This window comes from Mariprofundus sp. NF, assembly GCF_013387455.1.
In the GTDB taxonomy this organism is placed as follows: domain Bacteria; phylum Pseudomonadota; class Zetaproteobacteria; order Mariprofundales; family Mariprofundaceae; genus Mariprofundus.
The window spans coordinates 213,128-229,259 of sequence record NZ_VWNC01000004.1 but is presented as its reverse complement, the minus strand read 5'-3'; the positions used below and the strand labels follow the sequence as shown (position 1 = coordinate 229,259).

The 16,132-nt window shown below is 50.9% G+C and carries 15 protein-coding genes; 11 read left to right on the top strand and 4 right to left on the bottom strand.

Annotated features, from left to right (window positions below; translation table 11 throughout):
• Positions 1–95: 95 nt before the first annotated feature.
• Together trpD and trpC are read left to right on the top strand one after the other, a co-directional pair.
• A complete protein-coding gene (gene trpD / locus F3F96_RS08000; protein WP_176962715.1) occupies positions 96–1,124 on the top strand; it encodes an anthranilate phosphoribosyltransferase in 1,029 nt (342 codons plus the stop codon).
• The gene (gene trpC / locus F3F96_RS07995) at positions 1,121–1,906 is read left to right on the top strand and encodes an indole-3-glycerol phosphate synthase TrpC (protein WP_176962714.1); all 786 of its coding nucleotides are present in this window, start codon (positions 1,121–1,123) and stop codon (positions 1,904–1,906) included. The genes trpD and trpC overlap by 4 nt, the downstream gene beginning before the upstream one ends.
• Positions 1,907–1,947: 41 nt before the next feature.
• Here trpC and bamC read toward each other — a convergent pair whose 3' ends face one another.
• A complete protein-coding gene (gene bamC / locus F3F96_RS07990; RefSeq protein ID WP_176962713.1) occupies positions 1,948–2,613 on the bottom strand; it encodes an outer membrane protein assembly factor BamC in 666 nt (221 codons plus the stop codon).
• 180 nt (positions 2,614–2,793) lie between these two features.
• Positions 2,794–4,107 (bottom strand): hypothetical protein, encoded by a 1,314-nt coding sequence (locus tag F3F96_RS07985; protein ID WP_176962712.1) that lies wholly within the window; start codon positions 4,105–4,107, stop codon positions 2,794–2,796.
• 311 nt (positions 4,108–4,418) lie between these two features.
• Here F3F96_RS07985 and F3F96_RS07980 point away from each other — a divergent pair, with 311 nt between their 5' ends.
• From F3F96_RS07980 to F3F96_RS07965, 4 genes are all read left to right on the top strand, one after another.
• Positions 4,419–6,125, top strand: a complete 1,707-nt coding sequence (locus tag F3F96_RS07980) for a sulfotransferase family protein (protein WP_176962711.1) — start codon at positions 4,419–4,421, stop codon at positions 6,123–6,125.
• 68 nt (positions 6,126–6,193) lie between these two features.
• On the top strand, positions 6,194–7,009 hold the full coding sequence (locus F3F96_RS07975) for a tetratricopeptide repeat protein (RefSeq protein WP_176962710.1): 816 nt from the start codon (positions 6,194–6,196) through the stop codon (positions 7,007–7,009).
• The gene (locus tag F3F96_RS07970) at positions 6,921–7,898 is read left to right on the top strand and encodes a sulfotransferase (protein ID WP_176962709.1); all 978 of its coding nucleotides are present in this window, start codon (positions 6,921–6,923) and stop codon (positions 7,896–7,898) included. Before F3F96_RS07975 ends, F3F96_RS07970 begins: the two co-directional genes overlap by 89 nt.
• Positions 7,899–7,967: 69 nt before the next feature.
• A complete protein-coding gene (locus F3F96_RS07965; RefSeq protein ID WP_176962708.1) occupies positions 7,968–9,311 on the top strand; it encodes a glutamate--cysteine ligase in 1,344 nt (447 codons plus the stop codon).
• 38 nt (positions 9,312–9,349) lie between these two features.
• On the opposite strand, the gene F3F96_RS07960 is transcribed toward F3F96_RS07965, so the two are convergent.
• Complete coding sequence (locus F3F96_RS07960; RefSeq protein ID WP_176962707.1) at positions 9,350–9,706, bottom strand: VOC family protein; 357 nt, start codon at positions 9,704–9,706, stop codon at positions 9,350–9,352.
• 9 nt (positions 9,707–9,715) lie between these two features.
• Complete coding sequence (locus tag F3F96_RS07955; protein ID WP_176962763.1) at positions 9,716–10,609, bottom strand: ROK family protein; 894 nt, start codon at positions 10,607–10,609, stop codon at positions 9,716–9,718.
• A 74-nt stretch (positions 10,610–10,683) separates the two neighbouring features.
• Here F3F96_RS07955 and folD point away from each other — a divergent pair, with 74 nt between their 5' ends.
• The 5 genes from folD to gcvPB all read left to right on the top strand — a co-directional run bounded on the left by folD (position 10,684) and on the right by gcvPB (position 16,074).
• Positions 10,684–11,556 carry a bifunctional methylenetetrahydrofolate dehydrogenase/methenyltetrahydrofolate cyclohydrolase FolD gene (gene folD / locus F3F96_RS07950; protein ID WP_176962706.1) on the top strand — a complete coding sequence of 291 codons (873 nt, stop codon included), beginning with the start codon at positions 10,684–10,686 and terminating at the stop codon, positions 11,554–11,556.
• Positions 11,553–12,644, top strand: a complete 1,092-nt coding sequence (gene gcvT, locus F3F96_RS07945; RefSeq protein ID WP_176962705.1) for a glycine cleavage system aminomethyltransferase GcvT — start codon at positions 11,553–11,555, stop codon at positions 12,642–12,644. The genes folD and gcvT overlap by 4 nt, the downstream gene beginning before the upstream one ends.
• 37 nt (positions 12,645–12,681) lie before the next feature.
• The gene (gcvH, locus tag F3F96_RS07940; protein ID WP_176962704.1) at positions 12,682–13,056 is read left to right on the top strand and encodes a glycine cleavage system protein GcvH; all 375 of its coding nucleotides are present in this window, start codon (positions 12,682–12,684) and stop codon (positions 13,054–13,056) included.
• A 190-nt stretch (positions 13,057–13,246) separates the two neighbouring features.
• Positions 13,247–14,593 (top strand): aminomethyl-transferring glycine dehydrogenase subunit GcvPA, encoded by a 1,347-nt coding sequence (gcvPA, locus tag F3F96_RS07935; RefSeq protein WP_176962703.1) that lies wholly within the window; start codon positions 13,247–13,249, stop codon positions 14,591–14,593.
• Entirely contained in the window at positions 14,590–16,074 is a 1,485-nt protein-coding gene (gene gcvPB / locus F3F96_RS07930) for an aminomethyl-transferring glycine dehydrogenase subunit GcvPB (protein ID WP_176962702.1), read from the top strand. The genes gcvPA and gcvPB overlap by 4 nt, the downstream gene beginning before the upstream one ends.
• Positions 16,075–16,132 lie beyond the last annotated feature (58 nt).

Sequence of the window (16,132 nt, the reverse complement as noted above, 5' to 3'; positions counted from 1 at the left end):
TGCTGTACCAGATTCATTATTCGTTGCACCCGCCCATTGCGCATCATTTACTTTGCGAAACTTTGCGCCCTCTGCGGTTCAAAAAGGAGCATGCGATGAGTGAATCTGTGACACAAATGATCAAAGCGTTGCAAAACTGCGAAGTCATCAGTGGCGACCTGAGCGAACAGGTATTCTCCTCCATTATGAAGGGTGAAGTAACGCCTGCTCAGATCGGTGCGATACTGATGGGTCTCTCCATTCGCGGAGAGAGCTCCGAGATCATTGCCGGTGCAGCCAGGGCAATGCGCAGTGCATCCACAAAGATCACCCCACAGGCAACAGGTCTGGTCGACACCTGCGGCACAGGTGGTGATGGCGCCAAAACATTCAATATCTCAACTGCCGTTTCGATGGTGGTTGCCGCCTGCGGTGTGCCCGTAGCCAAACATGGTAATCGTGCCATGTCCTCCAAATCCGGAGCTGCAGATGTACTTGAAGCACTGGGTGTGAACCTGAATATTACGCCCGAACAGGTGGCTCTATGCATCGATCAAACAGGCATCGGCTTTCTCTTTGCCCAGCAGCTGCATCCGGCCATGAAACATGCCGGGCCTGTTCGTCGTGAACTGGGTGTGCGCACTATCTTCAATCTGCTTGGCCCGCTGACCAATCCGGCCAATGCTGAATATCAGGTGCTGGGTGTATTTGCCAAGGACAAACTGGAACTGGTTGCCGGTGCCCTTGCCAAACTGGGCAGCAAACGAGCACTGATTGTACATGGCCGTGATGGGCTGGATGAGATCACCACCACCAACATTACCGATGCCATTCTGATTCAGGCCGGTGAGAAGCCGATTCGCTTTGAGATTGACCCCTCTGCATTCGGCATGCCTTTTAGCACCCCTGAAGCACTGGCAGGCGATGATGCAGCCACCAATGCTACAATCCTTAAACATATCTTTGCCGGCCAGACAGGTGCAGGACGTGATATTGTGCTGCTAAATGCAGCTGCAGCCCTCTGGGTGGCTGGTAAAGTAGATGGCATTGGTGATGGCATTGCCATGGCTGCAAATGCCATCGATTCCGGCTCTGTGTCTGAGACATTGAACAAACTTATTGCCTTTACTCAGGAAGCAGCATGAGCTCAATATTGAATGAAATTGCCGCTTACAAACGTGATTGGGTAAACACCTGCAAACAGCATCGCAGTGAAGCCGAGCTGCTTGCATTGGCTAATGCCAAAGCTCCCCTAGATTTTTCCGGAGCCTTACAAACAAAAGTGACCAGCAGACAAAGTGCTGTTATTGCCGAGGTGAAAAAGGCTAGCCCATCCAAAGGCATTATCCGCCCTGATTTTGATCCGGTAGCCATCGCACAATCCTATGAGGCTGGAGGTGCCACTTGCCTGTCAGTGCTGACCGATGTGAAATATTTTCAGGGTGCGGATGAATACGTTACAGCCATTCGTGAAGCTGTCTCTCTGCCCATCCTGCGCAAAGATTTCATGCTCGACCCGTATCAGGTCATTGAAGCCAAAGCGATGGGAGCCGATGCCATCCTGGTAATTCTGGCCATGCTGGATGATCTACTGGCTGCCGAATTGACAAGCTGCGCCCATGAACTGGGCCTCTCTGTACTGCCTGAAGTGCACAATGCTGAGGAGCTGGAACGGGCTCTGAAACTGGATACGCAGTTGATGGGTATCAATAACCGTAATCTGCACACCTTTGAAACCACACTGGATACAACCATTGAACTACTCGACATGATTGGCGACGACAGAACCATCATTACCGAGTCGGGCATTTTTACACCCGATGATATCAGGCTGATGAATAAGAATGACGTCTTCGGATTCCTGATCGGCGAATCACTGATGCGCCAGCCCGATCCGGGTCTGGCACTGAAAGCACTGATTAAATAACTGGGAGCCTGCCAAGCAACACTCGACAGAACTGTTCACGACTACTGCGCAGTGTCACCGGTTGTCTGGCCAGTTACACCCTGTTGCATACGCTCAAGCTGCTCATCAACACCCACAAACAACTGATCCGTCACCTTCTGTTTCAAAGTTTTATTGACCCAGGTGCGATTAATTGCCATCTGCCCATGCACACGAACTTCAAGCTTGGTTGCTTCATCTTGCCCTTCAATCTTTGCCCGATAAACGCGTACGATATACCGATGCCGTGTCGGAGTGTTTGCTGAAGTAGAACCGAAAAAGTCAAACATCGACGCAGCAGCACTGCCCCTGCGGATCCAGTCAGTGGTAATAATGCCACTTGGCGAATCAACTGAATCAACCGGAATATTCATACTGGTCATCGCATCCACTACTGCAGAGAAGACCTTGGCTGCATCAACCGGATAAATCCGGGCATCCAGCGCAATCGCCTTGCCTGCCACTGCATCCTGATAATCTTTAGAGAGCACCTTCTCGTCTGCTCTGCTGGCAACTTCGCCCGCCATTGGTACCTCTAGCTCAGCCTGCAATTCAGGTGGCACATCCAGCGGTGCACGCGGCTTACCACTGACTGGATCTGCAGCATTGCCCAGTGTGTATGCAGGGCCTTGCTGATCATTGGGATAAAAGAACTGCTTTCCCTCGCATGCGGAGAGGAGAGAAATCATAGGAAGAATGAGAAGGTATCGTTTCATAGCCGCGCATTACAGCCAGTTGCAGAAGCGTGGTCAAGGTAAAAGGAGGTTGCTGCTACTTTACTGACAAGGGGAACGCTGTTTATTCGAACTTTTCCAGGCATAAAAAAAGGGGCCCCGAAGGGCCCCTTTCCAAAGTTTCCTAAAGGAATCTTAGTATACGTACTCAAGCTGCAGAGTAGTAGCGTTCAGCTTCTGAGTAGCTGCGCCATTAACAGTGCGTTTCTGTGCATCATACTCAAGGTCGAGTGTGAAGTTCTGAGCTAGGTCATACCAAGCACCGAATACGAACTGAGTGTCTTTCTGAGTTGCAGCAGCACCGATTGTGTTGGTACGTTTAGCATAATCGTAACCCAGACGTACGCCAGCAGCGCCGAATGCGATGTTTACGTAAGGCATGTAACCAGTAACTTTCTGGTTAGCGCCCATGGTACCTATACCACCAGCCCAAGCAGCATCAGTCTTAGAAGACAGAACGATTGGCAGATAGAAGCCTACAGAAGCAGCGCCGAGGTCGCCCTGAACCTGAATGTCCAGACCAACTTCCTTACGTGAACCCTTAGGAATGTTGTTAATCTTATGATTTGCATTGTGCAGGTTGGCATACCAACCACCAGCAACAACATCAAAACCACCGAGCTCACCAGTGTAAGCCAGACGTGCATAAGTACCGAGGTCAAGGTCAACACCACCACCAACTACAGCACCGCCACCAGCGGCAACAGCGCCACCAAGTGCGAAGTAGATAGAGTCAGCTACGTGACCGTATACACCAACACCAGTTCCTGCATCGTGGTGAACTGTGTCACGCATTGCACGTGCACGAGTCTGAACACCGCGAGTGTTACGAGAGATTGCGTTTGAAGGATCGTTGAACACTGAAGAGAGACCCAGTGCATCAGAAGTACCCAGAGCAACAGCGATCAGGCCGCCGTCGATATCGATAACGTATGCAACTTTGTAACCCAGCATGTCCATAGCTGCGCCGTTGTAGCCCATTTCAACGAACATACCAGTGTGCTCGCCCAAGCGACCACCGAACAGGAATGCAGTTTCATCAGGGAACTGGATAGCAGTCTTGTTAGCAGTTGGGGTTGCTACAGCAACAGAAGAAACTGTTGCCTGAGTACCGATCAAACCACCACCAGCGGTCTGTACGCCAGCACCAGTTTTAGTTGCGCCGTTAGAGATACGAGCTTTCATCAGGAAAGCCATGTTGAATACCGCTGGAAGTGACAGGTGCTCGTCTTCGATGAGACCCTGCTCACCCATGTCACGGAAAGCGTTCATACGGAAAGTACGACCGAAAGCGGTCATACGTGGAATTGCCTGGAAGTGGCAGTTCAAGCATGCAGCGCCGGTCTGGCGTGCGAATGCAGGAACAGCTTCAGAAGTGGTTGGAGCAACTGCAACAGCAGAAACAGCAACAACAGCGAAAGCAGCAGCAGAAAGAAGTGTCTTCTTCATGTTGTGATATCCTCTATTAAAAAGTTTATTTAACCCCTACTGGGGTTAGTGCAAATATTCCCATCCCTCGTTTCAAGTCTTTTCATCAATCTAGATCGCTGAAAAGCCTCTCCCCCATGGGATGACGTTGCGAACTTTGCGTGATCCAGATCACTGGGTCAACACGACACATCTGTGCTGTGTCATTTTGACACAAACACATTCTTCTTTATTTTTCATATCCTTATGCATTTGACGTTAATTCCTCAGTTGACATAAGCAGCATTAATCAGAAGATGTCTCTATTATATATAATAAGGGTCAGATTTTTCATGATGAAAGTAAGAAAGCCATCCAATAATGCCTTGCGTAAGATTGAATCATTAGCCACTACATCCATGCGCGCCTATGTTGCCAATGACCTGATTCGCGCAGAACAGCTCTGCCGGGACATTCTAAAGCTTCATAAGAACAACCCTGATGCATATAACATTCTTGGAAAGATCAGTGAAAAACAGGGCGACACGCAAAAAGCTAAAGAGTTATATCAGCACGGATTCAAATCTTCCCGTAAGCACCCGGGCTTAATTGCAAGCCTTGCCCTGCTCCATGGAAACCTTGAAGAGTATTCAGATGCTATTGAATATTGGAAACAATTCACCAAGCTCCAGCCGAGGAATCCAGATGGATGGCAAGCGCTCTCTGCAGCATACAATAAACTCGAAAACTGGCCTGATGCTGAATCCTCTTGTAATATGGCAATACAACTTGCTCCTAGCCGCGGTGACCTCATAGGTGGGTATGGGCAGATCCTTTACAAGCTGAACCGCCATGAAGAGGCATTTAATTATTTCAGGAAGGCTACTTCCATACAGCCTCATGATGTTGATGTATGGTATAACTTCGGCACTGCACTAATGGAGACTGGTCGATTTAACGATGCGACGGATGCATTCAACCATGCAATTGAAGTTGACCCTCACCATGCAGACTCAATAATTAAACTCATTCGTATCAACAAGCCATCTACTTACAACGACTTGATGAAACAGGCTGAAGAAATCATTGCCTTACCTGAAACAGATGATGAAGTAAGGGCTCCCCTTCTCTTTCCTCTTGGCAAGGCATGGGAAGACTTGAAAGAATATGACAAATCTTTTGCATGTTATTTCGCAGCCAATCAAATCAGAAAAAAAACTGCTGATTATAATATTGAAGATGACAGACAACGCGCTGAGAAGCTTAAAGAACTATTCACCCAAGAGTTCTTTGACAATAAACTTGCTGATTGCCCTGCTAATGGCGATGATCTGATTTTCATTGTTGGCATGCCGCGCTCCGGCTCAACGCTATTAGCTCAGATTCTAGCCGCTCATCCCAAAGTCGTTGATATGGGAGAGAATGATGCAATGAAGCAGGTGACTGGACTCTTAACCAGCGGAAGCTATGACCAACACATCATGGAAAATCTTTCTAAAGTCAGCCGTGAACAACTTATTGATGCCGTTTCAAGATATCGTCAAGGCATGATCTCCCGATTTTCTAAAGCTGAAAAATATATTGATAAAACCCTGCCCAGCTTCTGGCTGGTTGCCACTATTCGATTACTGTTCCCTAACGCTAAAATAATTCATTCATCTCGCGACCCGCTGGACAACTGCCTCTCCATTTTTTCAAGTGGCTTTGCAGGCACAGAATTCGGATTTTCATACTGTCTCAAAGATATAGGCGAACACTACCGCATCTATCTTGATCTGATGAAACACTGGCGATCAGTTCTGCCTGATAAAAATTTTTATGAAATCAGCAATGAATCGTTAATCGCAGAGCCGGAGAAAGAGGCTAAAAGCCTAGTGGAATTCTGCGACCTTGAATGGAGTGAGGATTGCATGAACTTCCACAAGAAAAAAAGTATAGTGAAAACGATGAGCCTCACTCAGGTTCGTGAACCCATTAATAATAGATCGCAAGGTCGCTGGAAACCTTTTGAAAAGCATCTGCAACCCCTGATTGATGCGCTGGGCGATGCTGTTAAGTAGCCAGCCATACGAATCATAAATCTATCTAGATATTCTTGAAATCCGCGAAATCAATCACCAGAAGCAGTGTGAAAATCAACGTTAAACTCTCGAACAACAAGAAACGCCAGATTAAACTGCTGGTGAATGTTGCCACACGAGCCTTTCTCAGCGAGCAATTCATTCAAACAAAAAAACATTGCATGACTATTCTGAAAATCCCCCCTGTTGACCCTGATGCCAACAACCTGCTGGGAAAAATTGCCGAACATAGTGGCGACCTGGATGAGGCCAAGGTACTTTATCTGCGTGGCCATGAGAACAATCCAAAACATCTCAACCTCTTGATTAGCCTCGCTCAACTAAACAATAAAACCAGAGACTATGAGTCTGCGATCCATTATTGGCAGCTCTATCTCAAGCTAAAGCCATACAGCGGTGATGTATGGCAGGCACTCTCTTGTGAATGGTATTCACTTCGTCAGTGGGGAAAAGCAGAGACTGCTGCAAGGCAATGTCTTAAACACTCGCCAAAGCGAGCCATGGGCCATACAAACCTGGGACAATCTCTGCTTCAGCAGCAACGCTACGATGAAGCTATAGTCTGCTTCGAAACTTCCATTGAAATCGATCCGGACAATGCCGATGCATGGTACAATCTTGCAGTCCTCATATTGCAAAAAGGCGATATGGATGAGGCATTTAAAACTCTGAACAAAGCACTCGAACTCAATCCATACCATGCTGATTCACTCTCCCGACTTCTTCGATTCAAAAAAATCGATAGCTATAATGATATTGTAAAGCGTGCGGAAAATGCATTTAACGCTGCATTCACACCGCCTGAAGACCGAATCACCATTGGCTTCGGACTCGGCAAAGCGTGGGAGGGAGGATTTACATGATTATGACAGATCCTTTACCTATTACGCTGAGGCAAACCGTATCCGCCAGGATTACGGACAATTCGACATAGCCCATGAACACGAATTTGCCAAAGAGGTCAAAGAGATGTTCAACGAAACCTCTTTTACAAAGCAGCCAGACAATGAAGCCAATGGTGAAGAGTTTATATTTATTGTTGGCATGCCTCGCTGCGGTTCAACACTGCTGGCGCAAATTCTGGCAAGCCTGCCAAATGTCGTTGATAGCGGTGAAACAGATCTACTGAGAGAGACTACAGGTCGACTTACAAGCGGTGATATACATCAGCTTGACCTGCAGATACTGACCAACACCTCAGATGACCGAATCATAGAAGCTGCCAACCAATACCGGAATGCGATGAACCGGCTGTTCGGAGAGTCTGAACGCTATGTTGATAAGGCACTGCCCAACATCTGGCTCATCGGAGTCATTCGCATGCTGTTTCCCAAGGCAAAAATCATCCACTGCATGCGTGATCCACTGGATACATGCTTCTCTATTTTCTCCAATCTTTTCCAGGGCGCTGCGTTCAATTACGCCTATGACCTGCAGGAGATCGGTGAATACTACCGCATCTATCTCGATATGGCCGAGCACTGGCGCAAGGTTCTGCCTGCAGAGATTTACCATGAGGTCAGTTATGAGTCGCTCGTTGCAGAACAGGAGCAGCAGAGCCGCCGTATGCTCGAATTCTGTAACCTAGAGTGGAATGATGCGTGCCTGAAATTCTACGAATCCAAACAGACTGTTCAGACATCAAGTCTGGCCCAGGTTCGTCAGCCGATTTATAAGAACTCCATTGAACGCTGGAAACGCTATGAGAAACATCTGCAGCCGCTGATTGATGCGCTTGGGGATGCTCTCTAGCAACGACGGTGTAATTATCCACACAGCAACCATCTACTATCTATATATAGAATAGGGTAATCTCCCGCCATGTCTTCGCACCTCTCCACATCTGATCTAAGCAACTGGTTCAAACAGGGTTGCAAACCTCGCGATGCCTGGCGCATCGGCACCGAACATGAAAAAGTCGGTTTCTGCATGGATACGCTCAAACCGATCCCTTATGAGGGCGAGCGCAGCATCCGCAACCTGTTAACGCTGCTCGCCGATCAGAACTGGCAGCCGGTCAGAGAGCATGAAAATATCATTGCACTGAAAAACGGCATGGCTTCGATCACCCTTGAACCTGGTGGTCAGCTTGAACTCTCCGGCGCTCCGCACGCCACGATTCACCAGACATGCGAAGAGACCACCGCTTACCACAAAATCCTCAAGAGTGTGACCGATGAGCTGCGCATCGGCTTTCTCGCCATGGGTTTTCAGCCCAAGTGGCAACGTGATGATATTCCGTGGATGCCGAAAGATCGCTACAGAATTATGCGCAACTATATGCCGCAGGTTGGCAGTGGCGGACTGGATATGATGCTGCGCACCGCAACCGTGCAGGCCAACATCGATTTCGAATCCGAGGCTGACATGGCACAGAAGATGCGCATCTCGCTCTGCTTGCAGCCGCTGGTTACCGCCCTCTACGCAGCCAGTCCGTTTGAAAATGGCAAGCCATCCGACTACCTCTCCCGACGCGGCGCCTGCTGGCTTGATACCGATTCCAATCGCACCGGCATCCCGGCCTGTGCCTTTGAAGAGGATTTCGGATTCGCCTCATATACCGAGTGGGCTCTGGATGCACCGATGTACTGCGTGATTCGCGACGATATATATATAGATTGTGCCGGAGCCAGTTTCCGCGACTTTATGGGTGGAAAACTTGATAAGCTACCCGGCCAATTTCCGACCATTGAGGATTGGGAGCTGCATATCTCCACCCTCTTCCCGGATGTGCGACTGAAACAGTATATGGAGATGCGTGGTGCAGATGCCGGACCATGGCCGTGGATCTGCTCGCTGCCCGCTCTCTGGAAAGGGCTGTTATATGATAGAGAGGCGCAGCAGCAGGCCTGGCAGATGATCGCCGACTGGAGCCATGCCGAAGTCGTTGAACTCCGAGCAGAGGCTCCGAAAACAGCGCTGGGCACACCGTTCAGAGATACAACCGTGCTACAGCTCTGTGAACAGATGGTTCAGATCAGCCGGGCTGGCCTTGAACGCATTGATGCCCGCAACAGCAGCGGGCAAAATGAGACCATCTTTCTCAAGCCGCTGGAAAGGACTGTCGCATCGGGTCAAACACAGGCTGAGTTCTGGCTTGAGATGTATCACGGTGTCTGGAATAAAAATATCGACCGTGTCTTCTTTGAGGCCATGCATGTTTGATTGATACGGCTGCGGACTTGAAGCCTGCCCTCCGATAATCAGGCCATCAGTTCAATCGTATTGCCATCCGGATCGCGGAAGAAGAGTGCCTTGCGACCTGACCTGCTCAGCGTGTATGGGATAACCACACTATCAAGTCGCTGGCAAATCTTGTCGAACTCCTTACTTTGCAGGGCAATATGATTATCACGACCGCCATGTTCCGGTTTATCACAACCCGCATAGGGATTATCAAGCAGCATCAGATGCAGTTCACTGCCGCCATCCAGTCCGTACCAGAGGCCATCAAAGCCGAGATCAGGGCGCGCAATCTTCGTCAATCCAAGAATAGATTCATAAAAATCTTCGGCCCGTTTCAGGTCAGACACTATCAGTGCCATATGCATAAACTTCATATCACTCTCCTAGCTCCATAACCAAGCTGCGCCCCGCACACCCGATGAGTCACCGAACTTCGGAGCGACAAGGCGTGTGCGCACCTCATCGGAAAAGACATAGCGCCCCCACAGGCATGGAACCTCATCATAAACCTGTTTGATATTCGACATGCCGCCGCCCAGCACAATCACGTCCGGATCGATGATGTTTATCACACCCGCCACTGCTCTGGCTAAACGATCACAATAACGGTCGATACTCTGCTGGCATTTCTGATCGCCTTGAGCCGCAAGACCTACAATCTGTTCAGCTGATAAATTGACCTGTTCCTGCCGATGGTGGTCAGCACTCATAGCGGGACCGGAGAGCCATGTTTCGATGCAGCCATGACGACCACAATAACAGGCTGGCCCCGGCAGTTCATCCGATTGCGGATAGGGCAGCGGATTATGTCCCCACTCCCCGGCAATGGCGTTAACGCCATTCAACACCTGTCCGTTGACCACGACACCACCACCAACCCCGGTGCCGAGAATCACGCCGAACACAACATTTTCCCCTGCCGCAGCACCATCAACGGCCTCGGAGAGTGCAAAACAGTTGGCGTCGTTACTTATACGCACATCGCGACCAAGCAGCTGCTGCAGGTCCTGCTGAAGTGGCATGCCGTTCAGACAGGTCGAGTTGCAGTTCTTCATCAGCCCGCTTTTCAGTGAGATCGCACCCGGCGTTCCGATGCCCATCGTTGCCTGCGCACCCAGATCGGCTTCAGCCTCTGCAACCATGCCAGCGATCATATTTACCGTCTGCTTATAATCGCCTGCCGGTGTGGCACGGCGAAAACGCAGTAGCTCAATGCCCGTAGCATCCAGAGCTATCAGTTCAATTTTACTACCGCCAAGATCGATGCCGATGCGCAGATCTGATTCAGAAAGCCTGTTCATGCAGCTTATCATTGTCTGAACTGAGCCTTACTGCAACAATGCGCAGCCATATGAACGATTCAACTGCAAAGATACTTAACGGCAAAGCCCTCTCCGACCGCATGCGCGGTGAAATCGGCGTGGAAGCTGCCTCACTCAAACAGAAACATGGTCGTGCACCCGGCCTTGCCGTGATTATTGTCGGCAATGACCCCGCCTCGCATGTCTATGTCAAAAACAAGAAACTGGGCTGCGAAAAAGCGGGCATCCGCTCCTTCTCACACGAACTGCCAGCCGATACCAGCCAGCTGCATCTGCTTGGCCTGATCGCCGAGCTGAACAGTGATCCGAAGGTGGATGGCATTCTGGTTCAGCTTCCGGTTCCCGATCACATCAATTCAGAAACGATTCTCGAAGCGATTGATCCGGGCAAAGATGTCGATGGTTTTCACCCCTATAACGTCGGACGCCTTACCGCCCGCAAACCGGCCCTGCGCTCCTGCACACCATACGGCTGCATGAAACTGCTGGCTGAAACCGGCCTTGATCTGCACGGCATGGAGTGCGTGATTGTCGGCGCATCGAACATTGTTGGTCGCCCGATGGCGCTGGAGCTACTCTTGGCCGGAGCCACAGTTACCGTCTGTCATCGTTTTACCAGAAACCTTCAGCAGCATATTGAACGTGCCGAGATTGTCGTTGCCGCGGCAGGCAAACGTGGCCTGATCAAGGGCGAATGGATCAGAGAGGGCGCTATCGTCATTGATGTGGGCATTCACCGTCTTGAAAATGGTTCCCTTACCGGCGATGTTGAGTTTGAAGCAGCAAGCAAGCGCGCTGGCTGGATCACCCCTGTACCGGGTGGTGTCGGACCGATGACCATCACCATGCTGCTGGCCAATACCGTACAGGCATTCAAAGCCCATGTCGGGGATGACGAATGAGCGATCTGTCTAAAACACCGATGTTTGACGAGCACGTAAAGCTTGGCGGCAAGATGGTGCCGTTTGCCGGTTTTGAGATGCCGGTGCAGTACAAAAATGGTGCTCTGAAAGAGTACACCTTCGTTCGCGAAGGCGGTGCAGGCATCTTTGACATCACCCATATGGGGCAGGTGCGCGTTAGTGGCGCAGATAGCCTGGCCTTCCTGCAGTATGTCACCACCAACGATGTCTCAAAACTGGTAGAAGGACAGGTGCACTACTCCGCACTCTTGAATGACTCAGGCACCTTCATTGATGACATCACCACCTACAAGATTTCAGAGAGCGAATACTACCTCTGTATCAATGCCGCCAATCGCCATAAGGATGTGGCACATCTTCAGCAGCAGGCAGCGGCTTTTGATGTTCAAGTGAATGATGAGTCAGACGATACCACACTACTGGCACTGCAGGGTGCTGCTGCCCAGACCGCGCTTCAACCTCTGCTTGATGCCGATCTGGAGAGCATCGGTTACTACAGGTTTGCACAGGTAACCGTTGCTGGTCGTAAAGGCATCATTTCACGTACCGGTTACACCGGCGAAGATGGCTTTGAGATTTACATTCCCAACGCCATTGCAGTAGATATCTGGAAACAGCTGCTGGCTAATGGTGCAGAGCCAATCGGCCTTGCCGCCCGCGACATGCTGCGCACTGAGATGGGTTACGCGCTCTACGGCCATGAGATCTCAGATAGTGTTACACCGGTTGAGGCCAAACTGATGTGGATCACCAAGCTTGATAAGGGTGATTTTATTGGCAAAACCGCTGTTGAAACGCGTAGGTCTGAAGGTCCGCAGCTTCGTCTGATCGCCATCAAACTGACTGAGCGCGGCATTCCTCGCGAGCACTACAAAGTGTATGCCGATGGCGCGGAAACTGGCGAAATCACCTCTGGCATGTTCAGTCCCATGGCCGGCGGTGTAGCGCTGGCTTATGTAAAACCGGAACATGCTGTGTCTGGTGCGTTAACTGTAGAGATTCGCGGCAAAGCAGTCCCTGCTGAGCGTACAACTTTACCGTTTGTGCGCAGTAACGTCCGGCGCTAACGTAGCACCATATTTTTGTATTTATTAAGGAGCGGCCATGACTATTCCTGCTGATTTGAAATATACCAAAGACCATGAGTGGGTGCGCATTGAAGGCGATGTTGCCACCTTTGGCATTAGTGACCATGCGCAGGAAGCACTTGGTGATATCGTTTTTGTAGAGCTACCTGAGATTGGCCGCACCATTGATGCCGGTGAAGCCTACGCTGTAGTTGAGTCGGTCAAGGCCGTTTCTGATGTCTATGCACCGGTTGCCGGTGAAGTGATCGAGGTGAATGAAGAGCTTGAAGGTGAACCGGAAAAGGTAAACACCGACGCCTACGGTGCAGGCTGGATCGCCAAAGTGAAGATGAGTGGCGAGACCATTGAACTGATGAGTGACGACGAGTACAACACCTTCCTCGAAGAGTAAAAATACGTTCGCTGCAAAGGACGCAAAGGTACGCACAGAAAGATCAAAAATCGGTTTACTACAGGCTGTCGAATTTCGCCAAATCGGCGATGCGACCTTCCCGCATCTCAACAAGCAGGGGCCAAAACTGACCATTGAATGCCTTTGCGTAGCCTTGCGTCCTTTGCGGTAAAAAAGAAGGACATTAATTATGCGGTTTCTTCCTCATACCGATACAGACAGATCAGCAATGCTGGAGACGATGGATGTTTCGACACTCCGCGATCTTTTTGCCGATATTCCAGAAGAGTTCCTGATTGATAAGGGCAGCCTTAATCTGGCTAATGGACTCTCCGAAGCAGGTATCGTGCGCAAGTTCACCAAGGCATCGGAGAAGAACCGTAACGCCAGCAACAGCGCCTATTTTCTCGGTGGCGGCACCTACCATCACTTTGTACCTGCCGTTGTTGATTATGTGATCTCACGCGGTGAATTTCTTACTGCCTACACCCCCTACCAACCGGAAATTTCACAGGGCACGCTGCAAGCTCTGTTTGAGTTCCAGACCATGATTGCCCGGCTGACCGGCATGGATGTCTCCAACGCCTCGATGTATGAGGCAGCAACAGCCACAGCCGAAGCGGCTCTGATGGCGCGGCGTGTGACCCGTAAAACCCGAGTGGTGATGGCCGGATCAGTGAACCCGCGTTACCGCAGTGTCACGGCCAACTATCTCTCTCGTCTGGATGGCGAATACAGCGAAGTCGATATGGGCGATTTTGGTACCGATCTGGACAAGGTGATCGCCGCTATCGATGCAACCACTGCCTGTGTGATCGTGCAGTATCCGGACTTCTACGGCTCCGTATATGATCTGGCACCGCTGCGTGCGGCCTGTGATGCCGCCAAATGTTTGATGGTGGTTGCCTTCTCCGATATCTCAGCCTTTGCACTGATCGAATCACCTGGCGCCATGGGTGCTGATATTGCCGTCGGTTCAGGGCAGTCGCTTGGCATTCCAATGGGCTTTGGCGGTCCGCATCTGGGGCTATTCACATGCAAGCAGAAATATCTGCGACAGATGCCAGGACGTGTCTGTGGCATGACCTCGGATGTGAATGGCAAGCGCGGTTTTGTACTTACCCTCTCCACCCGTGAGCAGCATATCCGTCGTGAGAAAGCGACCTCCAACATCTGTTCCAATCAGGGTCTGATGTGCACCGCAGCAGCCACCTATATGGCGCTGATGGGTGATGCCGGCCTTGAAAAGGTAGCCATGAACTCTGCAGCCGCACTGCAATCACTGCTCTCGCAACTACCTGATCATGTCAGCGCAGCCCAAGGCGCACATTACAACGAAACCGTACTAAGCTTTACCGATAACCCGGCACGTGACCGCTTCCTGGCGGCGGCCCGTGACAAGGATATCTTTGCCGGCATCCCCCTTGAACTGATTGATCCGACGGCCAAGAGCAATCACCTGCTGGTCGCCACCACCGAGATGGTTGAAGAGACCGATATCACGGGCTTCCTGGCAGCACTGGAGGTGGCCAAATGAGTAATCCTGACTACAAATACTCAGGCACCAACGGCATCCAGCATGAAGAGCCCCTGCTCTTCGAACATGCTCATGAGGCACCTGAATCGATCAGCCTGCCGGGTGTGGAAGGCCCAATTTCTGATGCACTGCATGCCTTTGCACGTAAAACCCCCGCCAATATCCCCGGTCTTTCCGAGCCTGAAACGGTACGCCATTTCGTGCGCATGTCGCAGTGGAATCACGGCATTGAGACCGGCTTCTATCCGCTGGGTTCCTGCACCATGAAATATAATCCGCGCGTTAACGAGCAGGTGGTTCGCCTGCCGGGGCTGGCCCATATCCACCCGGATCAGCCTGAAGATACAGCCCAGGGTGTGCTTGAACTGCTTTATGAGACACAACAGTGGCTGGGTGATATTTCCGGTCTGCCCTATGTCACGCTGCAGCCTGCAGCCGGCGCCCACGGTGAATTGGTCGGATTGATGATGATCCGCGCCTGCCTGGATGCACGCGGCGAAAGCAACCGCATTAAGGTACTGGTTCCCGATTCCGCTCACGGCACCAATCCGGCCTCGGCGGCACTGTGCGGCATGCACTGTGTTGAACTGAAGTCCGGTGCTGATGGCCGCATCGATCTGAATGAGCTGAAAGCACATCTGGATGGCGACACCGCCGCCCTGATGATGACCAACCCGAACACTGCCGGTGCCTTTGAGTCTGATATCAAAGAGATCTGCCAGTTGGTGCACGATGCCGGTGGCATGGTCTATGGCGATGGTGCCAACCTTAATGCACTGGTCGGCGTGGCGCGCCCCGGTGATATGGGCATCGACTGCCTGCACATCAATGTGCATAAAACCTTCTCCACCCCGCATGGTGGTGGCGGCCCCGGTGGTGGCCCTGTTGCTGTGAATGAAACACTGGCCCCTTACCTGCCGGTGCCACGCATTGTGAAATCTGGCGATAGTTACGCTCTGGTTCACAGTGATGAAAACTCTATCGGCCCTGTGCTCGGTTCTGCAGGTCAGATTGGCGTACTGCTGCGTGCCAACGCCTATATCTCCGCCTTCGGTCGCCAGCATCTGCACCAGATTGCCGAGGATGCGGTACTTAATGCCAACTATGTACTGCATCGTCTGAAAGATCGTTACCACGTACCATTTGAAGGACTGTGCAAACATGAGTGTCTGCTCACCGATGAACTTCAAAACTCGCACGGTGTTAAAACACTCGATATCGCCAAGCGGCTGATTGATCTCGGTTTCCATCCTATGACCGTCTACTTCCCGCTGATTGTGCATGGTGCGATGCTGATCGAACCGACAGAAACAGAGTCACGCGAAACACTGGATGCCTTCTGTGATGCGATGCTCGAAATTGCCGATGCATGCGAGGCCGGTGATACCGACATGCTGCACGAAGCGCCGGTCAAACCGTTCCGCCGCAGGCTTGATGAGACTCAGGCTGCCCGTAAGCCGGTGCTTACCTGGCAAGAGTAGCAATCGTCACCGGGAAATTTCCTTCTGGCAAAAGCATAAATCTCTGCTATTAATAAGA